The 16,097-nt window shown below is 59.3% G+C and carries 11 protein-coding genes and 1 pseudogene; 8 read left to right on the top strand and 4 right to left on the bottom strand.

Annotated features, from left to right (window positions below):
* Window positions 1-17: 17 nt before the first annotated feature.
* On the bottom strand, window positions 18-2,117 hold the full coding sequence (gene sctV, locus LOY70_RS15590) for a type III secretion system export apparatus subunit SctV (RefSeq protein ID WP_265028330.1): 2,100 nt from the start codon (window positions 2,115-2,117) through the stop codon (window positions 18-20).
* Complete coding sequence (sctW, locus tag LOY70_RS15585) at window positions 2,117-3,229, bottom strand: type III secretion system gatekeeper subunit SctW (RefSeq protein WP_265028329.1); 1,113 nt, start codon at window positions 3,227-3,229, stop codon at window positions 2,117-2,119. Before sctW ends, sctV begins: the two co-directional genes overlap by 1 nt.
* A gap of 246 nt (window positions 3,230-3,475) precedes the next feature.
* On the opposite strand from sctW, the gene LOY70_RS15580 reads away from it, so the two are divergent.
* The 3 genes and pseudogenes from LOY70_RS15580 to LOY70_RS15575 all read left to right on the top strand — a co-directional run bounded on the left by LOY70_RS15580 (window position 3,476) and on the right by LOY70_RS15575 (window position 6,041).
* A complete protein-coding gene (locus LOY70_RS15580) occupies window positions 3,476-4,012 on the top strand; it encodes an RNA polymerase sigma factor (RefSeq protein WP_265028328.1) in 537 nt (178 codons plus the stop codon).
* A 473-nt stretch (window positions 4,013-4,485) separates the two neighbouring features.
* Window positions 4,486-4,632: pseudogene (locus LOY70_RS29985) on the top strand (lytic transglycosylase domain-containing protein); the annotation flags it as partial.
* 71 nt (window positions 4,633-4,703) lie between these two features.
* Window positions 4,704-6,041, top strand: coding sequence for a hypothetical protein (locus LOY70_RS15575; RefSeq protein WP_265028327.1), 1,338 nt, complete (start codon window positions 4,704-4,706; stop codon window positions 6,039-6,041).
* Window positions 6,042-6,243: 202 nt separating this feature from the next.
* Here LOY70_RS15575 and LOY70_RS15570 read toward each other — a convergent pair whose 3' ends face one another.
* Window positions 6,244-7,068 (bottom strand): hypothetical protein, encoded by an 825-nt coding sequence (locus LOY70_RS15570; RefSeq protein WP_265028326.1) that lies wholly within the window; start codon window positions 7,066-7,068, stop codon window positions 6,244-6,246.
* 277 nt (window positions 7,069-7,345) lie between these two features.
* Window positions 7,346-8,476, bottom strand: coding sequence for an FAD-dependent monooxygenase (locus LOY70_RS15565; RefSeq protein ID WP_265028325.1), 1,131 nt, complete (start codon window positions 8,474-8,476; stop codon window positions 7,346-7,348).
* A gap of 379 nt (window positions 8,477-8,855) precedes the next feature.
* Here LOY70_RS15565 and nosR point away from each other — a divergent pair, with 379 nt between their 5' ends.
* Genes nosR through LOY70_RS15540 form a run of 5 tightly spaced genes read left to right on the top strand, consistent with a single transcriptional unit; the run spans window position 8,856 to window position 16,084 of the window.
* A complete protein-coding gene (gene nosR, locus LOY70_RS15560; protein WP_265028324.1) occupies window positions 8,856-11,024 on the top strand; it encodes a transcriptional regulator NosR in 2,169 nt (722 codons plus the stop codon).
* 53 nt (window positions 11,025-11,077) lie between these two features.
* The gene (nosZ, locus tag LOY70_RS15555) at window positions 11,078-12,997 is read left to right on the top strand and encodes a TAT-dependent nitrous-oxide reductase (protein ID WP_265028323.1); all 1,920 of its coding nucleotides are present in this window, start codon (window positions 11,078-11,080) and stop codon (window positions 12,995-12,997) included.
* A gap of 26 nt (window positions 12,998-13,023) precedes the next feature.
* Entirely contained in the window at window positions 13,024-14,343 is a 1,320-nt protein-coding gene (locus tag LOY70_RS15550; RefSeq protein WP_265028322.1) for a nitrous oxide reductase family maturation protein NosD, read from the top strand.
* On the top strand, window positions 14,340-15,257 hold the full coding sequence (locus tag LOY70_RS15545) for an ABC transporter ATP-binding protein (protein WP_265028321.1): 918 nt from the start codon (window positions 14,340-14,342) through the stop codon (window positions 15,255-15,257). Before LOY70_RS15550 ends, LOY70_RS15545 begins: the two co-directional genes overlap by 4 nt.
* On the top strand, window positions 15,254-16,084 hold the full coding sequence (locus LOY70_RS15540) for an ABC transporter permease (protein WP_265028320.1): 831 nt from the start codon (window positions 15,254-15,256) through the stop codon (window positions 16,082-16,084). The genes LOY70_RS15545 and LOY70_RS15540 overlap by 4 nt, the downstream gene beginning before the upstream one ends.
* Window positions 16,085-16,097: the final 13 nt, after the last annotated feature.

Genomic DNA, 16,097 nt, shown 5'->3' with positions numbered 1-16,097 from the left:
CGCGAAGGCACTCGACATCAAGCCGCATAGTCGTCTTCCAAGGGCAAAAATTCATTTTCCAGGTCGAAACGGCCGAGGACCTTCACCTCGGAGGCATTGGTAATCTCGGCAAAGGAGAGCACCGGCACGTGATGGAACTCGTCCTGCAATAACGTGCGTAGCGGAGCGCGCAGATCCTGGGCGACCAACATCACCGCACGTTCTGACGATCGCTGCGGGAAAGCCATGCGCAATTGTTGAACCAGCATCAGGCTGGATTCGCTGTTCAGGGCAAAGAACGTCTCGGTTTGCGTCTGACGCAGGCTGTCACGCAGGATGCCTTCGCTCTCAGGGGTGAACAGCCAGACGAGCAATCCCTCCTGGCTGCAATACTGGTTGTAGATCAGCGACTTGAGGGCAATACGTACATAATCGGTGAGGGCCAGGACATCACGCTCATGTTGCCCATGTTCGATCAAGGTTTCGGCGATCACCCGGATACCGCGCAGGGGCACGCATTCGGAAGCCAACCGCTGCAGTACCTGAGAAAAACGCGCCAGAGGCATGACGCGCTGCAGCTCCTGCGCCAGTTCCGGTTGTTCTGTTTCCAGCCAACCGAGGATCGCTTTGGTTTCCTGCAGCCCGATGAATTGCGGCCCGCAGATCTGCAGCGCGCGCTCCATGCGTTCGATAATCAGCGTACTGGGGCTGATAATTTCCACGTCGCAATTGTTCAGGTGTTCAGCATCGGCCGGTACCCAGATCCATTGGCTTTCCTGCCGTTCCGAACTGCCTTTGCTGTATTGCTGGTCGTTCTCAATGACCTGTGAGGAGCCATCGATAGCCACCAGGGTCTCGCTGAACGTGGCCTTGAGTACAGGAACCTCATAGACCGTAAAGCGGAATTCATCCGGCTCCAGATGCGCCTGGTGTTCGATGATGAACGAGGGCAGCGTCAGCCCGAAGTTCACCACCAGGCGATTGCGCCGTTGACGAATCTCGCTGACCAGGGCTTCGATCCGCTCAAGACTCTGGCTGGGATGAAATTGCAGGACAAACTGGCGGCTGGGCAGGAACATTCGCAGGTCTTCCTGTCCGTTATTTTCCGGGGTTGTCGGGGCGGCTTGCTCTTGATTGCCCTTGGGCTTGGCGCGATTGATCTGCAACAGGCCGCCGCCGCAACAGATGATGGCGATCGTGATGAACACCAGGGTCGGCATCCCGGGCATGGCGGCGAAGCCGAGCATCGCTGCCGAGGCGATGATCCAGGCCTTGGGCTGGCTGGTGATCTGTTCGGCAATTTCACGGCCGATATTGGCCGGCCCGGCGGCGTCTTCGTTCGGCACGCGAGTGATGATCATGCCGGCCGTCACGGAGATCAGCAGCGCGGGGATCTGTGCAATGAGGCCGTCGCCGATGGTCAGTACCGAATACAGCTGCACGGCATCGCCGGCAATCATGCCGTGTTGTATGACGCCAATGGTGATACCGCCAATCATGTTGATCGCGACGATGATCAGGCTGGCGATTGCGTCGCCGTTGACGAACTTCATTGCTCCGTCCATTGCGCCAAACAGCTGGCTTTCCTTGCCAAGCTCCGAGCGCCTGCGCTTGGCCTCGTGGACGCTGATGAGGTTGGCACGTAAGTCGCTGTCGATCGACATCTGTTTACCGGGCATGGCGTCAAGCGTGAAACGTGCGCCTACTTCGGCCACCCGTTCCGAACCCTTGGTGATGACCATGAAGTTCACCACCGTCAGAATCATGAAAATCACCATGCCGACCGCCAGGTTGCCGCCCACCACGAATTGTCCGAACGCTTCCACGATGTGCCCGGCGTCCTGGTCCAGCAGAATCAGCCGGGTCGTGGCAATCGACAGGGCCAGGCGAAACATGGTGGTGATCAGCAGCACCGAAGGGAACGTCGAGAAGGCGAGTGGGCGAGGCAACTGCATGGCCAACATGATCAGCAGACAGGAAATGCAGATGTTCACCGCGATCAGAATGTCCACCAGCCAGGTGGGTATCGGGGTAATCATCATGAACACAATGGCCAGCACGATAAACGCGCCGACGACTTCTGAGCGGCGCATCGCCGCGAGTGCCAGACGGTTCAGCAGGTCGATAATCAGATTCATCAGGCCGGGTTCCCCTTGAGCTGGTTTTGCTCTTGCTGAGTGAGTTCGGCCATCAGCAACAACAGGTTCCCCAAAGCATTCTGTCGGGACTTGAGGTCTTGCCACAGCAAGATAGGCAGCTGTTGGAGCATCGGCCGCAGGCCGTTGAGAAACGACAACTGATGCTTGAGTTGCGCGCCGCCGATAAATTGCGTGAGTTGCAAGGTTTCCTGCAGGTTCATGCCCTTGCCCGAGAGTACGAGCAAGTGTTTGAGAAACGTCGGTGCGCTCACCTGCAGTTGCGGGTTCTTGTCACGCATGCGCCCGAGCAGGTGTTCGCAGCTTTTAAGCAGAGTCGATACATGCCTGGCGGTATTCACGCCATGCATCAAGGTACGTAATTGCTGGCGAGGGCTCGATGGATTGGCTGAGGCAAGGTCGTCGGCAATGGCACGACGCAGGTCGCGCAAGGTCGGCTCGAACTGTGCTTCGCCATCCTCTTGACCCAGTAGCGTGTCGATGAGGCTGGTTATGGTGGGCTGGCCTACGACGCCGTTGTAATACAGCTCCCGCAGATTCTTGCGTCGCTGCGAGTCCAGCCCGGATCTGGAAAAGGCCCGGGCCGTATTGATCCCCGCGCGGGCTCTGTTGCCATGGCGCTGCCTGAGCGCGCTGGCGTGATCCGACAACGCCTGGTGCTCATCCCGGGCACCTTCGTGATGCGCTTGTCTCATGGCTGCTTGCAGCATGACGTGCGCTTTGGCCGGGTCCCCGCCAGCGAAGGCGAGCACCCGGCCAAGCATCGACTCATCAGAGCGTTGACGTTTCAGGGTCTGGCGCAGGGTACGCACTGCTTCATCCAGCCTTTTGTCATGACTGCCCATCAGCATCTGATAAAGCTCACCGAGCTTCATCGCCTTCGATTGCAAGACGGTACCGCCGATGACCAGCTCACGCTGGCTGAGCTCTTTGCTTTGTTGGATCAATGCCGAGGTGAATCGCGCCATCTGTTGTGGCGTGGTGCCCTGGTCTTTTGCGATGTGCGACGCCGTCTGCGTAGCGGATAACGCTGGGCGGACGTTTACCGGATTGACCGAATGAATCGCGACTGGGGTGAAACCGGGGATTTTCATGGGACGGCATCGATGCAAAGAGTCATGCGCAATGAGTGGCGCAAACCCACCATCGGGTTCCTGAACTCAGCACTTTCGCGCGGGCGTGCATAAATGCGCGACGACTTCGATCGGTTTATGCAAAAGATTGCACGGACAGAAAAAAACTTAAAAAAATCTTCATGAAGAACAGCGACTTAGATCGCGCAAACGGTTGGCACACATATCGCTCTTACAGCCGGACTTACCGCCAAATGGTTATTGTCCATGTGTGTAATCAACTCGATCACGTATCCGGCTCCGGCTTCTCTCCTTCGTCAGCTCGATCGCAGGATGGTGCAGAAGGTGCGGTTGTTTATCAGGGCAAAGGTCGCGAACCCTGATGATGCGGAGGATCTGCTCCAGGCAACCTTCCTCGAAGCGCTACGTAACGAGCACAAGTTCCGGCACGACTCGCTGCTGCTGACCTGGCTCTGCGGCATTGCGCTCAACCTCATTCGCAGCCATTTCAGGCGCCTCTACAACCAGCCGTATCATGAAGACCTGCAAGAATGCGGCGTATTGGAGATGGCCGACAGTCGCGATGTTGTGTCCGAGGTCAGTGGTTTGCGTCAGCTGGTGCGAGTCTTTCGTGCGATGGAAACCTTGCCGCCGAATATGGAGGAGGTGATTCGGGTCGCGATGGAAATGGAAGGTAATTACCTGGAGACCGCCGCTCGGCTGGATATACCGGTTGGCACGGTGCGTTCGCGCCTGTCGCGGGCCCGTGAGCAACTCAAGCGGCGAGTCTCCAGCGAGTACTGAGCCCAGGCGAATCTGCACCACGGCGATAAGAACAGGGAACCTCTTTCGCCTCTGGCTCCACGCATTATTTAGATCCCATCTTCACGGAGTGCCCGGTATGCGAATTTGCATCGCTTACAACCAGGGTCCTGATGACAATTCGAAGGCCGGACAGGCTATCGCACGGGTTCCGAACTGGACACTCGAGACAGCATCGGTAAGCGCCGGGAACGTGTGCGCGAACCTGGCCTCCAGCCGAACATTGCTTGTATTCAGGCCAACCGGCATCGAGCTGGCGTTGCAGGAAGCGACCAGGGCGCTCGTCGAAAAATCGCCTTCCGCCAAACGTCAGTTTGCTCGACTGATGAGGCGATTGTTTGGAGTCAACAGTGCCCAGGCCGGTGGTGTGGCTGGCAGTCCGGCCTTGAGCGGTCAGGGTGGGTTGCACTTGCCCGCGCAACTGGAGCCGTATCGCCAGGATATCGTGGATCGGTGGCGACATCGGCGCAGGGCTGCGCGCCTATAACGCCGGCCCCGACAAGGTGAATCGCAACGATTTGGCGGATACCGGAGGGGTAGGGGATCCCGGTTATCCGGCCAACGTATTGAAATTCGCCGAGATCATTGGAAGCGGCAGAGGCCAAAACTGCCTGGCTGATAGACACGTCGCGTTTGCGCAGGACATAAACCCGCATGTAAGGAGTAGCACCTCATGGATATCAATAGAGCCGGCTCGCCCGTGCCACTGCGCACATTAGAGAACCATCACGTTGACGATGCGCGATCAACGCATCTGGAGCGAAGCGGGGACGTGTCGTCTGTTAATGGAGACAACTCTCCAGAGCTGACCGCGTTGAAAGCCAAACTTGACGGCCTGTTCGAACCCCACAGGACGGCTGAGAACCATGAGGCCATCAATGCCTTGATTCATGATCGCGCCGTTGAATTGAAGGAAATGGGAGAGACGCCGGAGACGCTCGATGCGTTGCTCGACAAAGCGGCGCGCATGGATCGTGTCACGGCTCCGATACAAGGTGCGGTGGCTTCCGTACCCTTTGCGGCGGCCTCGGTTATTTTGGACAAGGTGCCCGAGGTGACGGCTCATGTTGCCGATAATCCAGCCTTGACCGGCTTTGTGGCGGGCTCCTTTTCCGGTGCGATGGATGCGGTAGGCGGTGGTCTGCTGGCGAGAGCCACGCACGACACTTATTGGCTGAAGCCGCCGCCGGAAACCTTGGAGCCGGTGATGCAGCAAGCCCTGACCAGCAAAAAGGAGCAAACCAGGGTGAGTAACGCTGGGGAGGCTGCGCTGTCCTGGCAGACCTTCAGTGCTCGCAATGCTGTGCGCTTGGGGGTAGCGGGCGTCATGAATGCCACAGTCGGACCGAAGGCTGCCTCGGCGGTTGATACGGCTATCGCCTCAGCGGGAGGTTTGGCTGCCGGCGCAGGTTATGCCCATCTTATGACCAAAAACGACTTGCAGGCCCATCGTGCCGGGCCCGCCTATCTTTTAGGCCGCACCGACTGGAAGACCCAATATCAAGCGCTGAAAGAAAGTACGGCACTGAGCCCGATGGCAAACGGTGCCAAGCGTATGGCCAAGCTTCCCCTGGACGTCGTGACCGGTACGGCAGAGGCTTTGAGTGGCGCGTTGTCCTTTCAAAGTCTGGTCTCCAACTTGGGCGTACTGGGTGGCGGCTTCGGTTTGGCATCGCTGGCTCGCGATGCGGCCAGAGATCTGGCAACCCAGAAAGGTCTGGGGCCAGGAGAGGTCGCTGCGGTAGATCACACGGTCAACCTCGCCATGTCGGCGCTTACTTTTGGTTCCTATGGGGTGGCCAGTATTGCAACCGAGCCCCTCAGCAATGCGGCCGTAAAAGTATTGCAAGAGGACGTTCCCGCCAAAGCGCAGGAAGTTGCTGATGCAACTCTAGAGGCCGGCAAGGCGCTGGCGCGAGGCGCTGTCACTACGGCGAGAGAAATAACGGACCGCGCGCTGGAGCATCGCAGACTCAGAGAGGGCGGAGGTGCGACGGAGAATCCCGTCTGATTCACGCGTCTCGGATGATGTCGATAGGCGGCAGTCTGGGCTATGAGTATGCGCTTGGCATTTATGCCAAGCGTTTTTTGTGTCGCAGCAAAATGGTGGGGCATTTTAACGCTGTAAATACCTGGCTAAATGTAAGGCGCCAGGATGATCGGCATCACCCTGGATGTTTAGCCTCAGATGTCCTTTATGCGATCCGATCTGTCTATCTGGCCCAGCGTTGAAGCTGAGCCAGTCTGGCCTTGAGCCCTGCTTGCTGTGGGGCAGGCGCCCAGGCAACTTCTCGGGTCGCGGAAGATAGCGGGTTGAGCATAGGCAACGAAGGTGTGTAGTTCGTTGCATATAAGTTTTCCATTGCGCTTACATGTTGCTCGAGCGCGGCGCCTAGCTCTTGCTCGGGTAGGTGCTGCAACCCATGCAGGTTCATATGCCTCAAGGTCCAGGCCATCTGGTCTTTTGTTGTTGTCCTCATTCTCATCGGCTGGGCCGACGTGACGACATCGCGCAACTTGCTTGATGCGGCCAAGCCTGTAGTGGCCAAGTCCGGCGCACGTGTGAGACTCAATAACGGCGAAATTGCGCTCGCGAGCCTCATGCTTTGACGGGGTGAAGTATCAATTAATGATAGAGACTGCTCGATCGTTTTTTTCAAGTGCTCAACGTCTCGAGTGCCGGTGTTTAATTCTGAAAGTTGGCGTTGCAAATAGGTTGTCAGGCGGCGACTCAGTTTTTCATGATCTGCCGGGTGGAGGGGTGAGGCTAATAACCTAAAGGCATCGTCTATTACCTGGGGGGCAGCGCGTCCATGACCAGCATTGAGCTGGCGGAACAATTCCTGCAATTGTTTATGCTCCCGGCCGGCGGTGGGTAAGGTCTGGTGGTAAGCGCGCGCTGTGCTGGCGAGCGCAGCCTTGTCTTTCGCAGGCAAATGACTGGCCACCTCAAGAAAAATTTCTGGCGGAACATTGCTCAAAGGGCTGGGCCGAAGTGAGTGGCCTGCAGATGAATGTTCAAACTGAATGCCCGTCAAGAGTGACGCGCGTGGATGGTTCGCGGGGGCATGCGGTCGCGTTAAGGATGAGTCTCTTGCGGTATCTTGCGTATCGTGTGGATGAGCCGCGGGACCATCGGTAGTCGGCTCGGGCGATGATGGAGCGACCGTGGTGGCGTCCATGTGATTATTGCGCACGCGGGAAATACAGTTACCACCCATTGTGATCACTTCCTTAGTATTAAATCCAATGTGTGGTTCCAGATTCTCTGCGGGTTCCCATGTCGACCAGCCATTCGTTGCCCCTAATCTTCAGTCAAAGGGGCGCCGCCAAAGGCGAGTAACTCCGTGCATACAATCTGTTACCGAACACCTTGAGGACGGCGTTGCGCATCGGAGTCGGCCACGCCCGCATTTTATCCCGGGCTGCGCATTGCTTTTGCGTCCATTCAACGCGGTGTCTGCGTCCGGCGGTGTAACTCGCGAGCGCGCCATCTGGGCTCTCTGCTGCGGCTATCGACTCTGCCAATACCAGCGCATCCTCAAGCGCCATGCCCGCGTTCTGCGCCATACTCGGTGAGGCTGCGTGAGCCGCATCGCCAATGAGCACAACCCGCCCCTTTACCCAATCGTCCATGACGACTTGTTCTATTTTGCTGAAATGCACCAGAGTGCCGGCAGGTATCTGCGTAATGAGCGGCAAAATAGGACCGGAAAAATCGTTGAACAGTGCTGGCAGCGATGCTTGCGCAGTTGTGCTCTGAATGTCCTGGAAGGCGAGCGCGGTATCGGCGTATACATAAATGTCATTGGCGTTTACCGGAATTGCGAGCAAAGCTTTGCGATGACCCAGCATCGCCGTCCAGCTATCAATTGCCGTGGTGTTACGCGTTATGAAACGCCAGCTGACATTGCCGACGTAGGTCGGATTGATCGCCGGGAACAGCATGCTGCGTACCGATGAACCAATACCGTCAGCACCGATGACAATGTCGTAAGTGGCGGATGAGCCATCGGAAAAGTTCACCTGGCATGTCCTGGCTGATTGCTCGATTGCTTCTACCGCCAATCCAAAACGTAGCTGAGTCCGAGACAAGGATTGGCGCAGAATGCCGTGCAATCCAGCGCGAGGAAGTGAGAGGCAGGGCCCACATGATCCCCACACGTCTTGGGTCTGTGTCACAGATAATTGCCTGCCGTTTTTGTCGAGGATGCTTTGGGTGCGGATGACGGCGGCGGCACTTTGAACACGGTCGAGCAGGCCCAGTTGCTTGAGCGCGCGGCCAGCGTTTCCTGGCAGAAACAGTCCTGAGTCACCAGAGATTTCGTCAGGGCGGCGTTCAACCAAATCTGCCTGGTAGCCTTTGAGCTCAAGCGCCCTGGCCATGGAAAAACCGGCGATTCCGCCACCGACAATCAAAATTCTCATCCACAAGCCCTTAGTCATGTTAAGTCTTTGTTACAACAGCCGAAGTTGGCAATTTATTGCGTCGGTGCAATGCAATGATCAGGTAGGGCAGCCATTATCTTCGTGACGTTCGGCGAGGCACGTGAATGACTTGGCGTACTGGAAACTGGAGTGGATGACGCAGCCCTTTATCCTTCAAACACATTGTCGAATCGATGAGTGGTTCCACCGTTACAAAGAGTTCCCAGCGTTGTGTGAGCGCAGATTTACCCCAGGCGCAAGAGATGAGAAGAGCCTGGCCAGCGGTTTTGGCTGGGTCGCAGGAGTACATGCCCTCAAGTTGATTTCAATCAAGGGCAGCGCAGGGGAGTGGGTCCTACCATGATCGCCAAGATCCTGTCCTTAAGCCCTGGCGTCCATGACCCCTTCCTTTGTGATGCTGCACCCGTCCCGCTTCTGGCTCCATGGGCTGTTCGTTCTCCTGCTGTTGATCGCAAACCTCGCCCAGGCCAAGGACTACGGTGATATCCAGCAACAGCGCATCCACCACGTCCTGAGCGCGGTCGATTCGATCTCCGAACCCGAAGGCGCCTTCAACGTGCGCATGCTGTCCGCGGCGGGCAAGGTCGTGGGCTATGTGTTCCAAAGCCTGGACGTGGTGGACATTCCCGCTTATTCAGGCAAGCCGATCAATCTCCAGGTGATCCTCGATCCGGCCGGTGTGATCCTCGACGCCTACGTGCTGGAACACCATGAGCCGATTTTGCTGGTCGGCATCCCGGAGCAAAAACTCCATGATTTCAGCGCCCGCTATAGCGGAATCAAGGTCAGTCAGCGAGTGGTGGTCGGGCATTCCAGTGACACGAATGCGGTGACGGTGGATGCGATTGCTGGCGCGACCGTGACGGCGATGGTGGTCAACGAAGTCATCATGCGCGCCGCCCACGATGTCGCGGTGTCCCTGGGCCTGGTCAAGGGCGATGCGGGGTTGGCCGTGGCGCCGGCCCGTGTGCGCGAGGATCTCTACGAACCCGCCGACTGGAAGGCCCTGACCGGCAATGGCGCCGTGCGTCGCTTGCATCTGACCCGCGGCCAAGTAGACACCTCCTTCAAAGGGACCGATGCCGAGCAAGTCGAACTCGCCAGCGCCGAGCAGGCAGACGACACCTTCATCGACCTGTACGTCACCCACCTGAACCCTCCCACCATTGGCCGCAACCTGCTCGGTGACAGCCAATACCGCACGTTGATGAACGAACTCAAGCCGGGCGAGCAGGCCATTGCCGTGATGGGCAGTGGTCGCTACTCCTTCAAGGGTTCTGGGTATGTGCGCGGCGGCATTTTCGATCGGGTGCTGCTGCGCCAGTTCGGCGATGCCATCAGCTTTCGCGACATGGACTTCCAGCGCCTGGATGATGTCGCCGCCGAGGACATGCCCGAGTTCGACGAAATGGCGATCTTCATCGTCCGTGCCGCACACCATTTCGACCCAGGTTCTCCCTGGAGCCTGGAGCTGCTGGTGCGTCGCCAGACCGGGCCGGTCAGCGGCATCTTCAGCAGCTTCGAGTTGGCCTATCAACTGCCCGAACCGTACTTGGAGCGGCCATTGCCGACGGCTGAGCAACTGGCCGCGGCCGAAGAAGCCAGCCGGCCGCTGTGGCTGACGCTCTGGTATCAGAAAAGTGTCGAGATCACGGTGTTGGGCGTGGCCCTGCTGGTGCTCACCACCATCCTGTTCCTCCAGGATGCATTGGCCCGGCGTCCGCAATTGCTGCATTGGGTGCGCCGGGGCTACCTGGTGTTCACCGTGGTGTTTCTCGGGGGCTATGGGCTGGCGCAGCTGTCGGTGGTCAATGTACTGACCTTCGTTCACGCACTGTTCGAAGGCTTTCGCTGGGAATTGTTCCTCACTGATCCGCTGATCTTCATCCTCTGGGTGTTCACCGCTGGCAGCATTCTGCTCTGGGGACGCGGGGTGTTCTGCGGCTGGTTGTGTCCGTTCGGCGCGCTGCAGGAGCTGATCAACGAACTGGCGCGCCAGTTCAAGGTGCCGCAATACGAGCTGCCGTTCGCCGTTCATGAGCGACTCTGGGCGATCAAATACATCATTTTGCTGGTGCTGTTCGGTGTCTCGCTGGAGTCGATGGCCACTGCCGAACGGCTGGCCGAAGTGGAGCCCTTCAAGACCGCCGTCACCCTCAGGTTCGACCGCCAGTGGTGGTTTGTCGCGTACGCCGTGGGCCTGCTGGTGATCAACCTGTTTACTCGCAAAGTCTATTGCCGCTACGTCTGCCCATTGGGCGCGGCCCTGGCGGTGCCGACCCGGTTGCGCCTGTTCGACTGGCTAAAACGGCGCAAGGAATGCGGCAACCCTTGCCAGCTGTGCGCCAAGGAATGCGAGATCCAGGCGATTCATCCCGATGGCAGGATCAATGCCAACGAATGCCATTACTGCCTCGACTGCCAGATGACCTGGCACAACGAAAACAAATGCCCGCCGCTGATCAACAAGCGCAAGAAGCGCGGCAAGGCGACCGCGGCCGATCCGCAATTGATTCCCGTGGTGCAGGTGACCCCGGCGCCTTGAGGTACCCCAACGATCTGTCCCTTGATTCTTTCATTCTTCATGGAGCACACAGCATGAGCGACAAGAAAACCCCAATCCCTGGCGCAGTGGAAGAACCCAGGGGCGTCAGCCGGCGCAGTTTCCTGGGCACCGGTGCCGTCACTGGCGCGGTGTTGGCCGGAGCCACGGCGCTGGGCACGGGCACGTTCACCCGTGAGTCCTGGGCGGCAGCGGCCAAGGAGGCCAAGTCCAAGGTCCATGTCGGCCCCGGTGAGCTGGACGAATACTATGGTTTCTGGAGCGGCGGTCATCAGGGCGAGGTGCGGGTGCTGGGCATACCGTCGATGCGTGAGCTGATGCGCATCCCGGTGTTCAACGTCGACTCGGCCACGGGCTGGGGCCTGACCAACGAAAGCAAGCGCATCCTGGGGGACAGTGCCAAATACCAGAACGGCGACTGCCACCACCCACACATCTCCATGACGGACGGCAAGTACGACGGCAAGTACCTGTTCATCAACGACAAGGCCAATTCCCGGGTCGCGCGCATTCGCCTGGACATCATGAAGTGCGACAAGATACTCACGGTGCCCAACGTGCAAGCCATCCATGGCCTGCGCCTGCAGAAGGTGCCGTACACCAAGTACGTGTTCGCCAATGGCGAGTTCGTGATCCCGCACCCTAACGACGGCCATACCTTCGACCTGCAAGACAAGAACAGCTTCACGATGTTCAACGCCATCGATGCCGAGAAGATGGAAATGGCGTTCCAGGTGATCGTCGACGGCAACCTGGACAACACCGACGCCGACTACACCGGCAAGTATGCCGCGAGCACCTGCTACAACTCCGAGAAGGCCTATGACCTGGGCGGCATGATGCGCAACGAACGCGACTGGGTGGTGGTGTACAACATCCCGCGCATCGAAGCGGCGATCAAGGCCGGTAAATTCATCACCCTGGACGGCTCCAAGGTGCCGGTGGTGGACGGTCGTAAAACCGATGGCAAGGATTCCGAGTTTACCCGCTACATCCCGGTGCCGAAGAATCCCCATGGGCTCAATACCTCGTCCGACGGCAAATATTTCATCGCCAACGGCAAGCTGTCGCCGACCGTCTCGATGATCGCCATCGACCGCCTGGATGATCTGTTCGCCGACCGCTTCAAAGACCCGCGCGAAGTGATCGTCGCCGAGCCGGAACTGGGCCTGGGGCCGCTGCACACCACTTTCGACGGACGCGGCAATGCCTACACCACCTTGTTCATCGACAGCCAGGTGGTGAAATGGAACATGGAAGAGGCGATTCGCGCCTACAAGGGCGAAAAGATCAATTACATCAAGCAGAAACTTGATGTGCAGTACCAGCCTGGTCATAACCACGCGTCCCTGACCGAGACCAGCGAGGCCGACGGCAAATGGCTGGTGGTGCTGTGCAAATTCTCCAAGGATCGCTTCCTGCCCACCGGCCCGCTGCACCCGGAGAACGATCAGTTGATCGACATTTCCGGTGAAGAAATGAAGCTGGTGCACGACGGCCCGGCGTTTGCCGAGCCCCACGATTGCATCCTCGCCCGGCGCGACCAGATCAAGACCCAGAAAATCTGGAACCGCAACGATCCGTTCTTCGCTGGCACCGTGGAATTGGCGAAGAAGGACGGCATCAACCTGGAAACCGACAACAAGGTCATCCGCGACGGCAACAAGGTGCGGGTGTACATGACCTCGATGGCGCCGGCCTATGGCCTGACGGAGTTCACCGTCAAGCAGGGTAACGAAGTGACGGTGACGATCACCAACATCGACCAGATCGAGGACGTGTCCCACGGCTTTGTCATGACCAACCATGGCGCCAGCATGGAGATCAGCCCGCAGCAGACCTCATCCATCACCTTCACCGCCGATAAGGCTGGCTTGCATTGGTACTACTGCAGCTGGTTCTGCCATGCGCTGCACATGGAAATGGTCGGGCGCATGTTGGTTGAAAGGGCCTGAGTCGGCTCATCGAGGAGACAGGTTCAATGACCGGGAACACGCAGTACCCTAGGGGCCACGCTCGTCGACCGGTCATTGCGCTGGTGCTTTGTCTACTGTCGGGCGGTGCGTTCGGCGCGCCGCAGCCGATAACGAATCTGCCTTTGCAGGCTGAGGGCGAGCAGCAATGGCGCCTGCCTGCGGGGCAATACCGGGGCTCGTTCAGCATTGATCAGCCGATGATCCTCACCTGTGCGCCGGATGCGGTATTCCAGGGGCAGGGCGAGGGCAACGGATTGATCATCCGGGCCCCGAATGTCCAGGTCCAGGGCTGTACGTTCCTGGACTGGGGCCATGACCTGACGGCCATGAACGCGGCCGTCTTCATTCAACCTGCCGCCCAGGGAGCGGTGGTTCGCGCCAACCGGATGCAGGGCCAGGGCTTCGGCATCTGGGTCGATGGCACCCGCGACGTGAGCCTGATCGACAACCGCATCCAGGGCGACCCCAGCCTGCGCTCCCAGGACCGTGGCAACGGTATCCATCTCTATGCGGTGCACGGCGCCCGGGTCATCGGCAATCAGGTGCGCGAAACCCGCGATGGCATTTACATCGACACCTCCAGCGGCAACCTGCTCCAGGGCAATGTCCTGGAGGACTTGCGCTACGGCGTGCATTACATGTTTGCCAACGATAACCGCCTGCTGGACAACATCACCCGGCGTACCCGCACCGGCTATGCCTTGATGCAAAGCCGCCAGTTGACGGTGATCGGCAATCGCTCCGAACAGGACCAGAATTACGGGATCCTGATGAACTACATCACCTATTCCACCCTGCGCGACAACTTCGTCACTGACGTACGCGACGGGTCGACCGGCGACACCATGATCACCGGCGCCGAGGGCAAGGCCCTGTTCATTTACAACTCGTTGTTCAACCGCATCGAAGGCAATCACTTCGAGCGCAGCGCCGTGGGCATCCACCTGACGGCTGGCTCGGAGGACAACCGCATCGCCGGCAACGCCTTCGTCCACAACCAGCGCCAGGTCAAATACGTGGCCACGCGGCTGCAGGAATGGTCGGCCGACGGCCGCGGTAACTACTGGAGCGATTACCTGGGTTGGGACCGCAACGGCGACGGCGTGGGGGACGTGGCCTACGAGCCCAACGACAACGTCGATCGCCTGCTGTGGCTGTACCCGCAGGTGCGGTTGTTGATGAACAGTCCGGGAATCGAACTGCTGCGCTGGGTGCAGCGGGCATTCCCGGTGATGAAATCCCCCGGGGTAATGGACAGCCACCCGTTGATGGAAACACCGGTCCATCCACCATCACGCAACAGTGCTCAGGAGGACGCGTCTTGAACGTCGTCGAGATCGAAGGCGTCAGCCAACACTATGGCGATGTCGCCGTGCTGCACGGGCTGAACCTCAACCTGGCCCAGGGCGAAGTACTCGGGCTATTCGGGCACAACGGTGCGGGCAAGACCACCACCATGAAGTTGATCCTCGGTTTACTGCGGGCCAGCGAAGGGCAGGTGCGTGTCTTCGGTCGCGAGCCCAGCGACCCGAGCGTGCGGCAACTGCTCGGTTACCTGCCGGAGAACGTCATGTTCTACCCGCAATTGAGCGGGCTGGAAACCTTGCGTCATTTCGCCCGGCTCAAAGGCGCGGCGCCGGAACAGGTCGAGCGTTTGCTGGAGGAGGTGGGGCTGACGGACGCCGCCCGGCGCCGGGTGCGCACCTACTCAAAGGGCATGCGCCAACGGCTCGGCTTGGCCCAGGCCCTGCTGGGCCGGCCGCGTTTGTTGCTGCTGGATGAGCCGACCGTGGGCCTGGACCCCATCGCCACCCAGGACCTCTATCAACTGCTCGACCGCCTACGTTGGCAGGGCACCAGCATCATTCTCTGCTCCCACGTCCTGCCAGGCGTCGAGGCGCACATCAACCGCGCCGCGATCCTGACCCAGGGCCGCCTATTGGCCTTGGGCAGCCTGGCTCGGCTGCGCGAGGACGCGGGGTTGCCGACCCTGATCCGCGCCTCGGGGCTGACCCGTTCCGCGCAGCTGCTGCAACGCTGGCGCAGCGACGGGCATGTCACCCAGGGTTGGGGCGCCGCAGGTTTGCAGGTGTCCGCACCGGACGGCAGCAAGCTCGTTTTGTTGCGCCAGTTGCTGGCGCAAGACACCCCCACGGACGTGGAGATCAAGCCGCCGTCCCTGGAGGACCTGTACCGGCATTACATGGTCCGCGCGGCGGCCGAGGAGGCCAGCCAATGAACCCGATCTGGAACATGGCCCGCAAAGAGTTCAGCGACGGCCTGCGCAACCGTTGGCTGTTGGCGATCAGCCTGTTGTTCGCGGTGCTGGCCATCGGCATCGCCTGGCTTGGTGCGGCGGCGTCCGGTCAACTGGGGTTTACCTCGGTACCGGCGACGGTGGCGAGCTTGGCCAGCCTGGCAACGTTCCTGATGCCCTTGATCGCCTTGCTGCTGGCTTACGACGCGATTGTTGGCGAGGACGAAAGCGGCACCTTGCTGCTGTTGTTGACCTATCCGTTGAGTCGCGGCCAGTTGCTGTTGGGCAAGTTCGTCGGTCACGGCTTGATCCTGACGTTGGCGACGGTGATTGGTTTTGGTTGCGCGATGTTTGCCATCGGCCTGCTGGTGGACGATGTCGAACTGAGCCTGCTGCTCTGGGCCTTCGGTCGCTTCATGTTGTCCACCACCTTGCTCGGCTGGGGCTTTCTCGGGCTGGCCTATGTGCTGAGTGCTCTTTCGGCGGAAAAATCCACCGCCGCCGGGCTGGCGCTGGGCGTGTGGTTTTTCTTCGTGCTGGTGTTCGACCTGGTGTTGCTGGCGCTGCTGGTGCTCAGCGAGGGCCGGTTCAGCCCGGACTTGTTGCCGTGGTTGCTGCTGTTCAATCCCACTGATGTGTATCGCCTGATCAATTTGTCGGGGTTCGACTCCGCATCCAATGGTGCCGCAGTGCTGACGCTGGGCAGCGACCTACCGGTGTCGGGGCCTTGGCTGTGGGTGTGCCTGGGGCTATGGGTGGCATTGCCGTTGTGGCTGGCTTATCGGTTGTTCAATCGCCGTTGCCCGTGATTTCTGATCTTGA

Origin of the sequence: Pseudomonas sp. B21-054 (assembly GCF_026016345.1) — a bacterium.
Lineage (GTDB): Bacteria > Pseudomonadota > Gammaproteobacteria > Pseudomonadales > Pseudomonadaceae > Aquipseudomonas.
This window is presented reverse-complemented; position numbering and strand designations above follow the sequence as displayed.